A 15,852-nucleotide genomic window follows, 5' to 3' on the forward strand; every position below is an offset into this window, starting at 1 on the left:
ACCACAGAAATATATACTAGAATAAGTAACTATCAACTCAATAAATTATAATTATGATGACTTTAAAAGAATACATTCAAAACCACTTTAGCCCATCCAGTCATAAAAGTTTATACTGTTGTATCAATAAGTACCAAGAGCACACCATTAATCACGAAAAAGCCACACTAAATGACATATTACGTTACTTAAAAATACTTAGAGAAAGCAACAAAAAACAAAGAACAATAGCCAATCATCTACATAGCATCAAAGTATATTATAGATATTTACAATGTATTGGTATTAGAAAAGATCATCCTATCAAAAAACTCATTTTAATAGATAAAATAGACAAAACCATAAAAACCCAAAATCTATATTCCACAAAACAATTAGAAGAGTATTACAATCAAACCCCTAAACATAAAAAACTAATGGTTAGTTTACTCATAGAACAAGCCCTGACCACTAGCGAACTTATTGCCATCAAAGTAAAAGACATCCATCAAGAAAAAGCAGAAATCACCATAAAAAACAGAACCCTACCCCTAAAAGCCTATCAAATATATCTTTGTACAGAATACATCCATTATATAGAATACATCAAAGAAAAAAAGCAAGAAGATTATTTATTTACCACCCGAACCAATAAAGCCTATAGAGAAAATGATATTAGCCAGCTCATCAATAAAAACCGACCTAAAGAAAAACAAATTACACCACTAATAATAAGGCAAAGCGTCATTAAAAATTTATTAGGACATCACGATGTAAGAGTAGTACAAGTCTTTGCAGGACACAAAATAAGCAGTACCACACAACAATATAAAACAACGCAGTTCGAAGAACTAAAAGCAAAAATCAACCTTTTGCATCCACTACAATAAACTTTAGGAACAACAAACCTAAAGCCTTAATTAACAATTTTAATTTATTTACTATGACAAACAAAAATGAAACTCCCAAAACTTGGGAACAGGAAAAAAACGCCCTATTAATGGCACAAATCCTCACACAAAGCCATCAATTAGCAATTATCTTAGAAAACATCCAGCTGATAACTAAGGGTGTAGAAAGAATCCAAAACACCTGGGAAAATGTAGAAAGAGAAATATTGCAACAACAAACCTCTTAAAAACACTTAAACAACTGGCTAATTATTTTAGTTGGTTGTTTTTGGTGTTGTTCAAGCACCTATCCAAATAATTAAAAGCGGTTTGCTTCGCAGTCGTATTTGCGCCCGCCCATCCATCGCACCCCAACGCTCCAGCGGTTTTCCCCCTCCCTTTAAGCCGTTGTTTTTCCCACGCTACAAGCCCATAAAAAAAGGCTTTTTGTTCTCCCAAACCCTCGCACACAAAAAAGCCTTTTTTTATTAGCTTGTCTTCCCCAAACAAAAAAACAACCGCTTCCCATCACTCAAACCGCCCCCAAAGCTATGTTACATAATTGGCAGTTATAGTTCTCGCCCTAAAGGGTTCGCTTCGCCTCGCAGCTATAACTGGCATTTATGTAAAATAGCCACTCCCCAACGCTCCCACCCTCTGCCGACGCTTCTGCCACCGCACTACGAAAGTGTTTGCATTTTTAAAATTCTTTGCTCAAAAACCTGCACAAAAAGCCTGTGTACAGTAGTTCCCAGCCTTATTTGTTTGCTTTTTATCACAAAAATTTTAAAAACGAAAGCGTGCTAACTGCTCCGTAAACTCCGCAGGGCTCGTTTTTTAAAACGATTGCTTTATGAAGCCAACCGCTCCGAATTAAACATAATCCTCCAGCAATCGTTTTAAAAAACAAGCTACAACCGACTAAAGAACCTGCAAACTATCGGCAAACACTCAAAGCCTGTTTTGTACTTGCCGACTTTCAACGGTAAAAAAACAATCCATTTTTTTTTCATCTGAAATAAAAAATTTGATTTATTTTTGAAACAATGAAACTGCTAAAACTGCTTTTTATCCTGTTGCTGATGCCTTGGAACTCGTACCCACGAGAGCCAAAAGGATGTTTGTCGATGGCTCAAAACCGTGTTGTAGAGGGGCGAAAAGTTGTACAGTGTTATCTCTCTCAAGACCCCATTGGACTACAAGGTGGAAACCCTACACTTTATGGGTACGTGTTTGATAATAATACGGAGGTTGATCCCTTTGGATTGGATTGTAAATTGAGAGATTCTAAGGGTAAATTTAGAAAGGCATTAACAGCAGCTGAAGAGCTTAATGTTTTAGGTGGTTTAAATGGTAAAAGCAGACGTAAAATTGAAAATAGATTAAAAAAGCGAGGATATACTTCAGTTCCTGCAAGATCAGGAGGTAATGTGTGGACTAAACCTATGGCTGACGGTAATACAGTAGTAGTACGTGTCGACCCTGCTATGTCTAGAACTCCAGCAAGAGGTTTTGCAGATGAAGTTCCGCACGCTCACAAAGAAGTCGTTTCAACATCTGATATTTCTGCTGGTGATTATGGAAGAGGAGCTTCGGTTACAAAATATGATGATTTAAATAATGTTTCAACAAATCCTAGGGATATACATATTCCTATAACTTGGTAAGTAAAAAATGGATTTATACGATTTATACAAAGAAAAACTCAATAGTTTAGAAATAGATTTTGACTCAAATAAAGTTCAAACTTTAAAAAAGATGATAGAGCTTTATATAGAATTGGAAGAAACAAATTTTCACGATTTAGCAGATTCGATTGAGATGTGGGTATATGAGGAAGGAAATGAAGAAATTCTAAAACACTTAGTTTCGTTAAATAATAATGTTACAGATAGATTGTTAATTATTTTAAAAGATAAAATAAGAATTTAACTGGCAAAGTCCCACCGCTACCGCACGAATCCTTTCGTGTGGTTTAGAGTAAAAACAAAAAAGCTGTCATTTACGACAGCTTTTACACGTTCTTTTAAATACAATCTTAAATTTCCCTTTTAGGCAACTCGGACAGTATGAGGATCTGGAATTAGAAGGGCTGTACTATAATAGGTTTAGGTATTATGATTGTACTATTGGGAATTATATTTCTCAAGACCCCATTGGACTGGCAGGAAACAACCCAACTTTTTATGGGTATGTACACGATTCTAATAGTTGGGTTGACCCTTTTGGATTGAAAAAAAGAGATTGTACGCCTTCAAAATTGAATATGACAAATGATGGAGTTGATCACGTTTTAGACAGGCATTGGGGTAATCATCCTGATTGGACTCATAAAAGTAAATGGAATGGAAATAGATCTGAATGGAAAACAAAATCAAGGGAAACTTTTAAAAATCCTGATAGAGTAAGCAGAGATGGGGATAGGTATATTTTTGAAAAAGAGTTTAAAACTCCAATAGGAAAAGACGCACAAGGCAATGATTTATATTATTCAAGAGTTGTAACTGAATCGAACGGAGATTTAGTTACTGCTTTTCCACAAACTATTTGGAAATAAATTTTAATGAATATGGGATTAGATATTGTTATTTATAAAAATGACGCAAGAGAAGTACTAGAAATTAAAGAGAAAGTACATAAAGAAATTTATAGGGGAAAAATTGATTTGTCTGAAATGATTTTACTCCCTATGCTCAGTGATTATTATAAAACAAATGTTTTTTATGACTCAAAAGACATTCAAAAATTGATAGTAGAGTTGAGTTCCATTTCTTCTAATATGGATTTTTTTATTAAAAATGAGATAAATCAAATTATAGAAAAAATTTCAGCTCCAGATATTTCTAAAATCCATATAGCTGGAGATTAAAACCTCACCACCGCTACCGCACGAATCCTTTCGTGTGGTTTAGAGTAAAAACAAAAAGCTGTCATTTACGACAGCTTTTACACGTTCTTTTAAATACAATCTTAAATTTCCCTTTTAGACAACTCGCTGCTATTTCTACCATCTTTTTAGAAAAAAGTGTCCCTTATAAGGTAAGTGGTTAGAAATAAAAATGTTACAAATAAGTGATTTTTAAACCATAGAAATTATAAATGAAAATCAACTTCAATTTACTTTCGATTGAGGTTGGTTTTCTTTCTTTGTTACTTCCTACATTTTATCCTTTCTTGAAGATTCATTTAAATAGGTTGCTTTAGCAAGGAGAATAAAAAGATTATTGTTAATGAAAAAACAAATCGTTATCTTCGGGATAGAAACGTTCTTTTGCATGAGTGGACATACTCAAAAGGACAGGAGGCAGAAACTTCTGTTAATGAATTAGGAGAAGTTTATTTAAGTCAAAAAGAGGCAATTAATGATCTGGTAACTTGGGTGTATCAGGAAAATAGTTTTGTTCCCAGTGCTAAAATACAAGGAGAGGAACAATTTAGTATAATTTCCGATTATATAGGCAGACCCGTACAATGTTATAGCGAAAACGGTTCTTTAGTTTGGAGCACAGATTATGATATTTACGGAGGTTTACGTGACTTAAAAGGAGAAAAATCCTTTATTCGCAGAAATAGGATTGTATTTAAGTCAAGATCCTTTAAAATATTGGGGAGGTTTAAATTTATATTCCTATGTTCAAGATAGTAATAGAGAAGTCGATATATTTGGCTGGGAGGATATATGGTTTAGAGCTTTAAATTCTAATGATATGAGTAGTTTAAATTCTGGTGGAAACATTATTCCTAAAGACCCAACAGCAACCAGAAGCGCCTATGACCATGTTTTAAACGGATCTACTGATGGTTATGGAGATCAGTATGTTTCATTAACTAAAAATAGAAAATTTGCCGAAAAATGGGCTAAGAATTCGGGAACAGATGTTGTCGAAATTGACTTAGATAAAGTTTCAAATAATAAATTTGATCTTTCAACAGCGGAAGGCAGAAAGATACATTTAGGTGATGTAAGTAACAATCCAACAGATGAATTGCGAAGAGTTAATAAGTGGGCTAAAGGGGCTGAAGAGCTTTTAGTAGAAGGAGAAATAAATAATAGTTCAATTGTAAATAGATACAAACCAGGTTGCTCATGAGAAAATATTATAAAGATTTTATCGAATATGATGAAAGTGATGATGAACTAGAATATTATTTCAGAATGAATGCTGAGTGGAATGAAGAAAGTTTTAATAAGCTATATAGTATTTTGATGTCTTTTTTTGAAAATTGTAAAAATGAAAAAGAAATACCAGAACAAATTGATTACTTTTTCACCAGTACAATAAGTAGAATCATTGGAATAATGTCAAAACCAGAATTTTGTAATAGTAATATTATAACAATATTTAATTCAAAATCCAATGATAATAAACACTTGGTAAATTTCATTAAAAACAAAATTTCTATTTTAAATAGATTAAAAGACATCTATGAAAATCGACTTTTTTTGAAGTATTCTTTTTTCTATGGTTATGATAATCCGCTTTCACAATGGTATGCATCTAATTTTGTTATCAATAACATAAATTTCGCATCTGCTGAGCAATGGATGATGTATTCAAAAGCTAAATTATTCAATGACTCTGAAAAAATGATTGAAATTTTAAATGAATTAAGCCCTAGTAATCAAAGAAAATTAGGCAGACAAGTAAAAGGTTTCAAAGAAGATATTTGGGTATCTAAAAGAAGAGAAATTATATATGAAGGTAATTACGCTAAACTTTCACAGAATGAAAATTTAAAATCATTTTTAAAAAATACGAATAAAATGATTTTAGCAGAAGCAAGTCCTGTTGATTTAATTTGGGGGATAGGATATTCAGTAAATGATCTTGAAAGATTTGATCAAAGTAAATGGAAAGGTTTAAATTTATTAGGAGAAATCTTAATGGATATAAGAGAAAAAATATAATTGGTATAACCCGATGGCTCTCTATTACTACTTCCACGATCTTTTTATAAAAAAAATCCCTTATAAGGTAACCATTTAAAAATAAAAAAGGTACCGTACGTGATTTTTAAACGGTAAAAATTAGAAATAAAAAACCAACTTCCATTTACTTTCGATTGAAGTTGGTTTTCTTTCTTTGTTACTTCCTGCATTTTATCCTTTCTTGAAGATTCATTTAAATAGGTTGCTTTAGCAAGGAGAATAAAAAAGATTATTGGTAATGAAAAAACAAATCGTTATCTTCGGGATGGAAACGTTCTTTTACATGAGTGGACATACTCAAAAGGGCAGGAGGCAGAAACTTCTGTTAATGAATTAGGAGAAGTTTATTTAAGCCAAAAGGAGGCAATTAATAATCTGGTAACTTGGGTGTATCAGGAAAATAGCTTTGTTCCTAGTGCTAAAATACAAGGAGAGGCACAATTTAGTATAATTTCCGATTATATAGGCAGACCCGTACAATGTTATAGCGAAAACGGTTCTTTAGTTTGGAGCACAGATTATGATATTTACGGAGGTTTACGTGAATTAAAAGGAGAAAAATCCTTTATTCCTTTTAGGCAACTCGGACAGTATGAAGATCTGGAATTAGAAGGGCTGTACTATAATAGGTTTAGGTATTATGATTGTACTATTGGGAATTATATTTCTCAAGACCCATTATCCCTATATGGAGGTAACCCTACATTATATGCGTATGTAGGAAACAGCAATAGACAAATTGATCCTTTTGGCTTATCTTCATTCGATCCTTTTGAATTTGGAGAAATAACAGATTTCCCAAAAGATTTACATTTTGGGCAAAATAGAGTAGCTCCAAATTTTAGCTCTATTGGTTCTCAAGCTTCGTCATCAATCGCTGGAAGAAGTATTTCTGATGTTGCTAATGACCTAAGCACTGGCAAATTAGATCCAAATGAATTTATAATTTCATACACTAAAGACCCTCAATCAGGGAAATTTGTAACGCTTAATAATAGAGGACTTGCCGCATTATCAGAAAGTGGGAAATTCCCTAATTCATCTATCTACGTACCATACGAAAAGGTTCCTAAACATTTAGTAGCGGATATTAAAACTAGACCTCCTCTTAAAACTATAGATGTTACTTTAAATAAAGATGGAAGTGGATTATTAAGAACTATTAAAAATTGTAATTAAAATTATGATAACATTAATTCCAGAAGAAGTTAATTTTAAAATTTCGACAACTGACATTTTAGTAAAATATGTTGAAAGAGACGTTACCGAGATTAGCATAGATGTTTTAACATTGAAAAATTTTTTTCAAAATTTATATACTGAATATACAATCCAATTTAAAGATGTAGCAGAAGTAAAATGCATATCACTTAATTTTTTCGAGCATAATTATGACAACTATACTATTTTTAAGATAGATGAAACAAAAAGTGATATTGATTTTTGGAAAGAATTTGGATATTCACCTGATTCAGGCTTTTATCAGATTGATAATTCAGAATATCTTAAAGAAAGAAAATATATATATGACCCAAAGAGTAGACTAAACTTAAAACACTATTTGGTAATTGGTAATGATAGTTACATTGAAGTTTTAGCTTCAAGTTATATATAATTCCTGCTGGCCCACCGCTACCGCACGAATCCTTTCGTGTGGTTTAGAGTAAAAACAAAAAAGCTGTCATTTACGACAGCTTTTACACGTTCTTTTAAATACAATCTTAAATTTCCCTTTTAGGCAACTCGGACAGTATGAAGATCTGGAATTAGAAGGGCTGTACTATAATAGGTTTAGGTATTATGATTGTACTATTGGGAATTATATTTCTCAAGACCCCATTGGACTACTTGGAAATAACCCAACGTTTTATGGGTATGTTTATGATTCTAATACTCAAATTGATGCACTTGGATTAAGTTGTACAAAAAAATTAAGAAAGAATATCAATAAAGCACAACGTGATCTAAGAAAAAAAGGACTTATGAGAAGAGGCTGGAGAAAAGAAAAAGGTTCTGCTGCACATCATATAGTTGCAGGTGATGACCTTAGAGCACAACCAGCTAGAGATATTTTAAAAAGACACGGTATAGATATTGACGGTGCTGATAATGGTATATACTTAAAACATATAGACCCTAATAGTTCACAACCAGGCGCATATCATAGAGTAATACATACTGATCGATATTATGGAAATATTAATCAAAGGATTACTGATGCAGATGCATTGGGTGGCAAGCAAGGTGTTTTAGATGAATTAAGCAGTATTTCAGATGATCTTTTATTTAATAATAAAATATGGTAAAAATGGAAATATATAGAATTTCACAAAATTATGATGATTTTAAGTTTTTTGTTTACAATGAAAATAGTAACAGTTCACAAAGAGCTTTAGACTTTAAGGGGCAAATATTAGGTAACGATTATGAAAATTTAGACCTTAAAATATTTGTAGATCCAAAAAAGAAAAAAGACGTTAGAAATACAGATTTTGATGCAAGTTGTTATTATACTGGGATATTGTTAGTAAATGAAAAATTTAAAAATTTATTAATTGAAAAATTAAATTCTGATATTGAAATTTTAAATGTTAACACAGGACTTTCTGAAGTGTTTTATTTTGTTAATTTATTAAAAATAATTGACTGCATTAATAAAGATAATAAGTCTAATAGTGAAATTATGACAATGGTTAGAGAGAATAATATAACTTTTAAAAAAGACAACGTTCAAAACGACCTCATTTTTAGAGATAATAAATTAACTTCATCTTATTTCTGCACATCAGCATTTGTCGATTTTGTGAATACAAATAATATTAAAGGATTACGATTTGAAAAAGTAGGAAAAGCCGAATAATATAAAAACAAAAAAGCTGTCGTAAATGACGGCTTTTTTGTTTTTATATTTTCATTGCATTACTTAGAGCTTCTTTTAATCTTTTATTGGCAATTGCCGTGTCGATCATATTACAAATAGAATTTTTTTGTACTTCGTCTAATTCTTCAAGTAACCTAACTTTTTCTAATAAAGATTCATTAATTGTTTGAACATCAATATTTTTATTTTTTGCTTCAAAAAAATCTACGACATTGATATGTAAAACTTCTGCAATCCTTTGTAGAATGTTCATTGTAGGGTCGCTTTTTCCTGTTTCTATACGATTATATTGCACTCTATTCATAGAAAGTTTATCAGCAACATCCTGTTGTGAAAATCCTTTTTCTTTTCTAATTCTTTTTATTTGTTCTGCAATATCCATCATTTAGAATAAATTTATTGATACTGCAAAGTTACAAAATAGCTAAAATAAATCAATATGTAAAAAATAAGTGAATTTAATATGTAACAATATAGTTTCTTTTTATACTTTTGTGATGTAAAAAAAATGTAACATAGTATTTAAATCCTTACAAATGCAAATCAACGACATCAAACAAAATTTAAGTTTAAGCCAGGTACTACAGCATTACAACCTACAGCCTAACAAAAACAAAATGCTATGTTGTCCTTTTCACGATGACAAAACTGCGAGTTTACAAGTCAATTTGCAAAAAGACTTTTACAAATGCCACGCCTGCGGAGCAAAAGGCGACCAAATCCAGTTTGTACAGGATTTTGAGAAAATCACCAAACACGAAGCTCTTTTAAAATGTGCAGCTCTTGCAAACAATCAACCCGAAAATACAATCAAACCAATAAGCACAAAACCAATGGACGAGAACAAACGAATTGAATTTTTAGAAAAAATCTTCGACACCTTTACAAAAGCGGTGTATATGAGTCCGCCAGCAAAGGAGTATTTACAAAGCAGAAACTTAAGCGCATTACTAGAAAAAAGAGGATTAGTCGGTTTTAACTCGGGGCAGTTCCACCACGCAGGGAGATTTGAAAACGAAGCCAATCCAGCAGAGGCAAGACAAGAACTAATCGCCCAAGCCTTAGAATACGGATTATTATTAGAATCCAATCTAACAGCAAAAACAGGCGAAAAAGCATATAATGTATTTGGTTTAAAATCTATTGTCTTTGCCCTTAGAAATCAAGAAAATCAAATCACAGGCTTATATTATCGTATAGCAGACGACACCAAAAACTACAAACATTTTTACTTAAAAGAATCAAAAGGATTATTTCCCCATTACCCAAAACCTGAAACTAAAAAACTAATCTTAACCGAAGCCATCATTGATTGCGCCAGTTTATTAACGGTACTCAACGACCCTAACTCCCCCTTTGGGGGCTGGGGGGCTTTAGCGTGTTATGGTACAAACGGTTTAACCCCTGAACACCTAAATGCCATCAAGAACCTAAAAGAACTGGAGGAAATTATATTTTTCTTTGACGGAGACAAAGCAGGTCGCACAGCAACAGCGAAATACGCAAAGGAATTACGCGCTCTTATTCCCTCTTTGGGGGTTAGGGGGCTTACCCAAGTTGAAACCCCTGAAGGCGAAGACATCAACAGCCTTTTAATAGCTTACGAAAAAGAAATATTTATAGAACTATTAGAAAAAAGAAAGGCAACAGGCAATAGTGAAAAGGCAATAATTGAAAAAATCACCATTAAAAATCTTCCCGCTCCCAGCTCCCAGCTTCCAACTTTAAAACCCCTCGACTTTTTAAAGGGAGCAAACCTACTCCACAACATCAACGAATTACTTGGAAAAATTGGAATAGTAGGCGAAGAAAACAACAGGTTATTACAATATGTAACAGCCACCACCTACAAAATGAATTACAATTTACACGTACTTTATCAAGGAAGTTCTGGTAGTGGCAAAACCCACACCATCAAACAAATATCCTCACTCATACCACCCGAAGATGTTATTTATTTAACCAGAGTAACAGAAAGCAGTTTGTACAATTATAAAAATGGAGAGTTTATGTATAAGCTAGTAGTTTTTGAAGATATGGACGGATTAAAAGAAGAAGCATTAATGGCAGTGCGTGAAATGATCTCTAATAAAAAATTATCCTCTTCGACTTCTATAAAAGACAAAAAAGGCAATGCTGATGGAAAAATAAAAGAGGTAGAAGTTTCTTTTGCCAGTTTATCCGCCACCACAAAAGGCGAACTTTACGAGGATAATATGAGTAGAATTATAGTGTTATCGGTCGATGAATCAAAAGAACAAACAAAACGAATCATTGAGTACAAAAACAAAGTTTACCAGGGCGAAATCAACAAACAGGAACAGGAACAAACCCGGTTGTTTTTAAGAGAATGTATAAAATTATTACAAGTCTATGAAGTCATAAACCCTTATGCAAACTTGGTAGAGTTGCCCGAGAATGTACACAAACCCACCCGAATGCACGACATCGTTATGGGCGTAATTAATCAGATTGTACTACTTAACCAGTACCAACGGCAACGTATCAAAAGCCCCTCTTCTGGAGGGGGAGGGGAGGCTCTTATCGCAGAGAAAGAAGATGTTATCAATGGGTTATTATTAATGAAAGACAGTATTATTTTAAAAATGGACGAACTGGAAGGGAAAGTGAGAACCTTTTACGAATCCTTAAAAAAGTTTGCTGAGAAAAAAGCTAAAAAAGAAGATAAGAAAAAAGAAGATAAGAAAAAAGAAGATGTAAAATTTACACGCTTCGACATTAAAGACCATTACACACTAAGCAAAGCACAAATAAACAGGTATTTAACCGATTTAGTTTCTTGTGAATATTTATCAAGATTAGGCAAAATGGGCAAAGGGAATCAATACAAAATAGCACATTGGGACAACTTTAAAACCCTAACAGAAGAACAATTACAAACAATGTTAGATAAGTTAAAAGAGTAATAAAATGAGTCTAAAATGAGCCTAGAACACACCTATAATGAGCCGATAAAAAAACGTAAAACATTGTAAAACAACAAATAAAAGTAATCGGCGCATAATTTTAAAAAACAGTGTAGGACAATGATAAATAAAGCATCGTATAAAGAAGAATTACTCATACTAGGATACCATAAATTATCAGTCGAACAACGAATAAGAAACATAAACCATTTTAGAAGAATCACCCAAAAAGAAATCTGCCAAGTCAATCCTTCAGATATAGAAAAATACGTTAAACATTATCAAAACAAAGGATTAATTAGCCACACCATACAAGGATATTATAGAAGTTTAGAACATTATTTTAGTTATTTAGAAAGAGAACAACTCATTAAAAAAAATCCATTTAATTATTATGAGCTACAACTCCCTAAAGCAAAAAAAACACAAAGAGAAATACTCACACAACAGGAAATAAAACAACTCTATACAAAAGCCAACTTACAAGAAACCATCATTTTACACCTATGTTATGGCTGTGGGCTTCGAGCCTTCGAAATGGAACAAATCACCTTAAAAGACATTGATACAGTTCAAAAAACAGTAACCGTTCAAAAAGGTAAAAACAATAAATACAGAGTCATTCCATTAAGTGAAAAAATAAACCAGGACCTAATCCATTATCTAGAAACCATAAAACACAACACAATGAAACATCAAAACATTTTATACAACAAAGCAGGCACCCCACTAAAAAGATATACCGCTTTAATGATCCTAAAAAAACTAGCTATAAAAGCCAATATAAAAGCAAAAATAACCCTGCACGGTCTGCGTCATTCCATCGCCACACATCTACTAGAAAACGGAGTACAACTCCCACAAGTACAAGCGTTTTTAGGACACTCACAAATGGAAACCACAGAACTATACACTCGCGTAAGCAACCATAAATTAAAAACTGTGGTTCGTGAATACCAAAAAGAAAGCGAAGCCACTAAAAACTAATGAACAAACCACAGAAATATATACTAGAATAAGTAACTATCAACTCAATAAATTATAATTATGATGACTTTAAAAGAATACATTCAAAACCACTTTAGCCCATCCAGTCATAAAAGTTTATACTGTTGTATCAATAAGTACCAAGAGCACACCATTAATCACGAAAAAGCCACACTAAATGACATATTACGTTACTTAAAAATACTTAGAGAAAGCAACAAAAAACAAAGAACAATAGCCAATCATCTACATAGCATCAAAGTATATTATAGATATTTACAATGTATTGGTATTAGAAAAGATCATCCTATCAAAAAACTCATTTTAATAGATAAAATAGACAAAACCATAAAAACCCAAAATCTATATTCCACAAAACAATTAGAAGAGTATTACAATCAAACCCCTAAACATAAAAAACTAATGGTTAGTTTACTCATAGAACAAGCCCTGACCACTAGCGAACTTATTGCCATCAAAGTAAAAGACATCCATCAAGAAAAAGCAGAAATCACCATAAAAAACAGAACCCTACCCCTAAAAGCCTATCAAATATATCTTTGTACAGAATACATCCATTATATAGAATACATCAAAGAAAAAAAGCAAGAAGATTATTTATTTACCACCCGAACCAATAAAGCCTATAGAGAAAATGATATTAGCCAGCTCATCAATAAAAACCGACCTAAAGAAAAACAAATTACACCACTAATAATAAGGCAAAGCGTCATTAAAAATTTATTAGGACATCACGATGTAAGAGTAGTACAAGTCTTTGCAGGACACAAAATAAGCAGTACCACACAACAATATAAAACAACGCAGTTCGAAGAACTAAAAGCAAAAATCAACCTTTTGCATCCACTACAATAAACTTTAGGAACAACAAACCTAAAGCCTTAATTAACAATTTTAATTTATTTACTATGACAAACAAAAATGAAACTCCCAAAACTTGGGAACAGGAAAAAAACGCCCTATTAATGGCACAAATCCTCACACAAAGCCATCAATTAGCAATTATCTTAGAAAACATCCAGCTGATAACTAAGGGTGTAGAAAGAATCCAAAACACCTGGGAAAATGTAGAAAGAGAAATATTGCAACAACAAACCTCTTAAAAACACTTAAACAACTGGCTAATTATTTTAGTTGGTTGTTTTTGGTGTTGTTCAAGCACCTATCCAAATAATTAAAAGCGGTTTGCTTCGCAGTCGTATTTGCGCCCGCCCATCCATCGCACCCCAACGCTCCAGCGGTTTTCCCCCTCCCTTTAAGCCGTTGTTTTTCCCACGCTACAAGCCCATAAAAAAAGGCTTTTTGTTCTCCCAAACCCTCGCACACAAAAAAGCCTTTTTTTATTAGCTTGTCTTCCCCAAACAAAAAAACAACCGCTTCCCATCACTCAAACCGCCCCCAAAGCTATGTTACATAATTGGCAGTTATAGTTCTCGCCCTAAAGGGTTCGCTTCGCCTCGCAGCTATAACTGGCATTTATGTAAAATAGCCACTCCCCAACGCTCCCACCCTCTGCCGACGCTTCTGCCACCGCACTACGAAAGTGTTTGCATTTTTAAAATTCTTTGCTCAAAAACCTGCACAAAAAGCCTGTGTACAGTAGTTCCCAGCCTTATTTGTTTGCTTTTTATCACAAAAATTTTAAAAACGAAAGCGTGCTAACTGCTCCGTAAACTCCGCAGGGCTCGTTTTTTAAAACGATTGCTTTATGAAGCCAACCGCTCCGAATTAAACATAATCCTCCAGCAATCGTTTTAAAAAACAAGCTACAACCGACTAAAGAACCTGCAAACTATCGGCAAACACTCAAAGCCTGTTTTGTACTTGCCGACTTTCAACGGTAAAAAAACAATCCATTTTTTTTTCATCTGAAATAAAAAATTTGATTTATTTTTGAAACAATGAAACTGCTAAAACTGCTTTTTATCCTGTTGCTGATGCCTTGGAACTCGTACCCACGAGAGCCAAAAGGATGTTTGTCGATGGCTCAAAACCGTGTTGTAGAGGGGCGAAAAGTTGTACAGTGTTATCTCTCTCAAGACCCCATTGGACTGGCAGGAAACAACCCAACGTTTTATGGGTATGTACACGATTCGAATAGTTGGATTGACCCGTTTGGGTTAAATACCTTTAATCCTATTCAGTGGACTGCTCCATCTTCAGGAACAGGAAATACTTATACAGTTTATCAGCAAAATATTGATTGGGATAAAGTCGACCCTAAAACAGGTAAAACAAATCTCGAATTAGCTTCTAAAGGTCGTGCTCCACTTGGAAATGATGGTAAATCTATTAATCTGCATCATTCTAAACAAAAAGCTCACGGTCCTTTATTTGAAGTAACAGCAAGTACGCATACTAAATATGGTCATAGTAATGCTTTACATCCTTATAGGGTAACACCTGTAAATGGTAGTAAACTTAATCCATTTGACCCTGTCAACAGAGAATTATTTGACAAAGATAGAGGAGAGTACTGGAAGCATAGAGCAGAGATGGAAAAACAAAGAAGGTTAAAATGTAAATAAAAAAATATGATAGATGGTAAAATAGTTTCTTACTTAAAAGAAAACGATGAATTCGAATTGTTACCAGAATATAAAGAGAAATTTTTAGCAATTCTTTTAGATGCTGGGATCAACAAAAGTTCGGCTTTAATTGATTTAATGGCGAATTATTCAGGCGAATTTAATGGTAATGAAGGATTTATTATTAATGTAGCTGATGATTTGTCAGATTATGAAAACAGTGTAATAAAAATCCTAAGAGAAGAAGAAGGTGTGCCTAATTTTTATTTATCATTATTCAATTTTGAATTTGATGATTATTTGCTATACAATATTGAAAATGACAATGTTGTTTTGATAGAAGGTGGTAATATTGAAAAATTGAAAAATAACGACTTTACAAAAAAGTGGAATAATTTTAATGATTTTCTTTTGGACTTTTTTGAATTGAACTAAAAAAAAGAGCTGCTATTTCTACCATCTTTTTAGAAAAAAGTGTCCCTTATAAGGTAAGTGGTTAGAAATAAAAATGTTACAAATAAGTGATTTTTAAACCATAGAAATTATAAATGAAAATCAACTTCAATTTACTTTCGATTGAGGTTGGTTTTCTTTCTTTGTTACTTCCTGCACTTTATCCTTTCTTGAAGATTCATTTAAATAGGTTGCTTTAGCAAGGAGAATAAAAAAGATTATTGGTAATGAAAAAACAAATCGTTATCTTCGGGAT

The 15,852-nt window shown here is 32.7% G+C and carries 20 protein-coding genes and 2 pseudogenes; 21 read left to right on the forward strand and 1 reads right to left on the reverse strand.

Annotation, left to right across the window (positions count from 1 at the left end; translation table 11 throughout):
- The first annotated feature begins 53 nt into the window (after positions 1–53).
- The 15 genes and pseudogenes from NAB20_RS04120 (at position 54) to NAB20_RS04190 (ending at position 8,659) form a co-directional block, all read left to right on the forward strand.
- On the forward strand, positions 54–869 hold the full coding sequence (locus NAB20_RS04120) for a tyrosine-type recombinase/integrase (RefSeq protein WP_375605560.1): 816 nt from the start codon (positions 54–56) through the stop codon (positions 867–869).
- A 53-nt stretch (positions 870–922) separates the two neighbouring features.
- Entirely contained in the window at positions 923–1,117 is a 195-nt protein-coding gene (locus NAB20_RS04125) for a hypothetical protein (RefSeq protein WP_375605561.1), read from the forward strand.
- Between the two features lie 879 nt (positions 1,118–1,996).
- Entirely contained in the window at positions 1,997–2,536 is a 540-nt protein-coding gene (locus NAB20_RS04130; RefSeq protein ID WP_375605562.1) for a hypothetical protein, read from the forward strand.
- 7 nt (positions 2,537–2,543) lie between these two features.
- Positions 2,544–2,801: a hypothetical protein gene (locus NAB20_RS04135; RefSeq protein ID WP_127823425.1), complete on the forward strand. Its 258-nt coding sequence runs from the start codon at positions 2,544–2,546 to the stop codon at positions 2,799–2,801.
- 160 nt (positions 2,802–2,961) lie between these two features.
- Positions 2,962–3,042 (forward strand): annotated as a pseudogene (locus NAB20_RS04140) (RHS repeat-associated core domain-containing protein); the annotation flags it as partial.
- Between the two features lie 87 nt (positions 3,043–3,129).
- Positions 3,130–3,426 carry a hypothetical protein gene (locus NAB20_RS04145; RefSeq protein ID WP_375605563.1) on the forward strand — a complete coding sequence of 99 codons (297 nt, stop codon included), beginning with the start codon at positions 3,130–3,132 and terminating at the stop codon, positions 3,424–3,426.
- A gap of 12 nt (positions 3,427–3,438) precedes the next feature.
- On the forward strand, positions 3,439–3,738 hold the full coding sequence (locus NAB20_RS04150; RefSeq protein WP_105195307.1) for a hypothetical protein: 300 nt from the start codon (positions 3,439–3,441) through the stop codon (positions 3,736–3,738).
- Positions 3,739–4,140: 402 nt separating this feature from the next.
- Complete coding sequence (locus tag NAB20_RS04155) at positions 4,141–4,512, forward strand: hypothetical protein (protein ID WP_375605564.1); 372 nt, start codon at positions 4,141–4,143, stop codon at positions 4,510–4,512.
- Between the two features lie 64 nt (positions 4,513–4,576).
- Complete coding sequence (locus NAB20_RS04160; protein WP_375605565.1) at positions 4,577–4,960, forward strand: hypothetical protein; 384 nt, start codon at positions 4,577–4,579, stop codon at positions 4,958–4,960.
- A complete protein-coding gene (locus NAB20_RS04165) occupies positions 4,957–5,778 on the forward strand; it encodes an NADAR family protein (RefSeq protein WP_375605566.1) in 822 nt (273 codons plus the stop codon). The genes NAB20_RS04160 and NAB20_RS04165 overlap by 4 nt, the downstream gene beginning before the upstream one ends.
- 408 nt (positions 5,779–6,186) lie before the next feature.
- Positions 6,187–6,978 carry an RHS repeat domain-containing protein gene (locus NAB20_RS04170; RefSeq protein ID WP_375605567.1) on the forward strand — a complete coding sequence of 264 codons (792 nt, stop codon included), beginning with the start codon at positions 6,187–6,189 and terminating at the stop codon, positions 6,976–6,978.
- A gap of 4 nt (positions 6,979–6,982) precedes the next feature.
- Positions 6,983–7,414 carry a hypothetical protein gene (locus NAB20_RS04175; RefSeq protein WP_127823438.1) on the forward strand — a complete coding sequence of 144 codons (432 nt, stop codon included), beginning with the start codon at positions 6,983–6,985 and terminating at the stop codon, positions 7,412–7,414.
- Positions 7,415–7,574: 160 nt separating this feature from the next.
- Positions 7,575–7,655: pseudogene (locus tag NAB20_RS04180) on the forward strand (RhsD protein); the annotation flags it as partial.
- Positions 7,656–7,781: 126 nt separating this feature from the next.
- Positions 7,782–8,105 carry an AHH domain-containing protein gene (locus NAB20_RS04185; RefSeq protein WP_375605568.1) on the forward strand — a complete coding sequence of 108 codons (324 nt, stop codon included), beginning with the start codon at positions 7,782–7,784 and terminating at the stop codon, positions 8,103–8,105.
- A 2-nt stretch (positions 8,106–8,107) separates the two neighbouring features.
- Positions 8,108–8,659 (forward strand): imm11 family protein, encoded by a 552-nt coding sequence (locus NAB20_RS04190; RefSeq protein WP_375605557.1) that lies wholly within the window; start codon positions 8,108–8,110, stop codon positions 8,657–8,659.
- 43 nt (positions 8,660–8,702) lie between these two features.
- Here the strand turns inward: NAB20_RS04190 and NAB20_RS04195 are convergent, their stop codons facing one another.
- Positions 8,703–9,065: a helix-turn-helix domain-containing protein gene (locus tag NAB20_RS04195; protein WP_375605558.1), complete on the reverse strand. Its 363-nt coding sequence runs from the start codon at positions 9,063–9,065 to the stop codon at positions 8,703–8,705.
- A gap of 151 nt (positions 9,066–9,216) precedes the next feature.
- Here NAB20_RS04195 and NAB20_RS04200 point away from each other — a divergent pair, with 151 nt between their 5' ends.
- The 6 genes from NAB20_RS04200 to NAB20_RS04225 all read left to right on the forward strand — a co-directional run bounded on the left by NAB20_RS04200 (position 9,217) and on the right by NAB20_RS04225 (position 15,578).
- Positions 9,217–11,607 (forward strand): CHC2 zinc finger domain-containing protein, encoded by a 2,391-nt coding sequence (locus NAB20_RS04200; protein ID WP_375605569.1) that lies wholly within the window; start codon positions 9,217–9,219, stop codon positions 11,605–11,607.
- A 120-nt stretch (positions 11,608–11,727) separates the two neighbouring features.
- Positions 11,728–12,594, forward strand: a complete 867-nt coding sequence (locus NAB20_RS04205; protein WP_105195293.1) for a tyrosine-type recombinase/integrase — start codon at positions 11,728–11,730, stop codon at positions 12,592–12,594.
- A 60-nt stretch (positions 12,595–12,654) separates the two neighbouring features.
- Positions 12,655–13,470 (forward strand): tyrosine-type recombinase/integrase, encoded by an 816-nt coding sequence (locus tag NAB20_RS04210; RefSeq protein ID WP_375605560.1) that lies wholly within the window; start codon positions 12,655–12,657, stop codon positions 13,468–13,470.
- Between the two features lie 53 nt (positions 13,471–13,523).
- A complete protein-coding gene (locus tag NAB20_RS04215) occupies positions 13,524–13,718 on the forward strand; it encodes a hypothetical protein (RefSeq protein WP_375605561.1) in 195 nt (64 codons plus the stop codon).
- Between the two features lie 879 nt (positions 13,719–14,597).
- Complete coding sequence (locus NAB20_RS04220; protein ID WP_375605570.1) at positions 14,598–15,143, forward strand: HNH/ENDO VII family nuclease; 546 nt, start codon at positions 14,598–14,600, stop codon at positions 15,141–15,143.
- A 6-nt stretch (positions 15,144–15,149) separates the two neighbouring features.
- Positions 15,150–15,578, forward strand: a complete 429-nt coding sequence (locus NAB20_RS04225; protein WP_375605571.1) for a hypothetical protein — start codon at positions 15,150–15,152, stop codon at positions 15,576–15,578.
- Positions 15,579–15,852 lie beyond the last annotated feature (274 nt).

This window comes from Flavobacterium davisii (assembly GCF_042182265.1).
GTDB lineage: Bacteria > Bacteroidota > Bacteroidia > Flavobacteriales > Flavobacteriaceae > Flavobacterium > Flavobacterium davisii.

Bases quoted from the DNA above. Each gene is read 5' to 3' on its own strand.
- NAB20_RS04190 (WP_375605557.1), top strand. From the start codon at position 8,108: ATGGAAATATATAGAATTTCACAAAATTATGATGATTTTAAGTTTTTT.
- NAB20_RS04150 (WP_105195307.1), top strand. From the start codon at position 3,439: ATGGGATTAGATATTGTTATTTATAAAAATGACGCAAGAGAAGTACTA.
- NAB20_RS04215 (WP_375605561.1), top strand. From the start codon at position 13,524: ATGACAAACAAAAATGAAACTCCCAAAACTTGGGAACAGGAAAAAAAC.
- NAB20_RS04210 (WP_375605560.1), top strand. From the start codon at position 12,655: ATGATGACTTTAAAAGAATACATTCAAAACCACTTTAGCCCATCCAGT.
- NAB20_RS04120 (WP_375605560.1), top strand. From the start codon at position 54: ATGATGACTTTAAAAGAATACATTCAAAACCACTTTAGCCCATCCAGT.
- NAB20_RS04185 (WP_375605568.1), top strand. From the start codon at position 7,782: ATGAGAAGAGGCTGGAGAAAAGAAAAAGGTTCTGCTGCACATCATATA.
- NAB20_RS04160 (WP_375605565.1), top strand. From the start codon at position 4,577: ATGAGTAGTTTAAATTCTGGTGGAAACATTATTCCTAAAGACCCAACA.
- NAB20_RS04165 (WP_375605566.1), top strand. From the start codon at position 4,957: ATGAGAAAATATTATAAAGATTTTATCGAATATGATGAAAGTGATGAT.
- NAB20_RS04125 (WP_375605561.1), top strand. From the start codon at position 923: ATGACAAACAAAAATGAAACTCCCAAAACTTGGGAACAGGAAAAAAAC.
- NAB20_RS04205 (WP_105195293.1), top strand. From the start codon at position 11,728: ATGATAAATAAAGCATCGTATAAAGAAGAATTACTCATACTAGGATAC.
- NAB20_RS04130 (WP_375605562.1), top strand. From the start codon at position 1,997: ATGGCTCAAAACCGTGTTGTAGAGGGGCGAAAAGTTGTACAGTGTTAT.
- NAB20_RS04135 (WP_127823425.1), top strand. From the start codon at position 2,544: ATGGATTTATACGATTTATACAAAGAAAAACTCAATAGTTTAGAAATA.
- NAB20_RS04225 (WP_375605571.1), top strand. From the start codon at position 15,150: ATGATAGATGGTAAAATAGTTTCTTACTTAAAAGAAAACGATGAATTC.
- NAB20_RS04200 (WP_375605569.1), top strand. From the start codon at position 9,217: ATGCAAATCAACGACATCAAACAAAATTTAAGTTTAAGCCAGGTACTA.
- NAB20_RS04220 (WP_375605570.1), top strand. From the start codon at position 14,598: ATGGCTCAAAACCGTGTTGTAGAGGGGCGAAAAGTTGTACAGTGTTAT.
- NAB20_RS04175 (WP_127823438.1), top strand. From the start codon at position 6,983: ATGATAACATTAATTCCAGAAGAAGTTAATTTTAAAATTTCGACAACT.
- NAB20_RS04195 (WP_375605558.1), bottom strand. From the start codon at position 9,065: ATGATGGATATTGCAGAACAAATAAAAAGAATTAGAAAAGAAAAAGGA.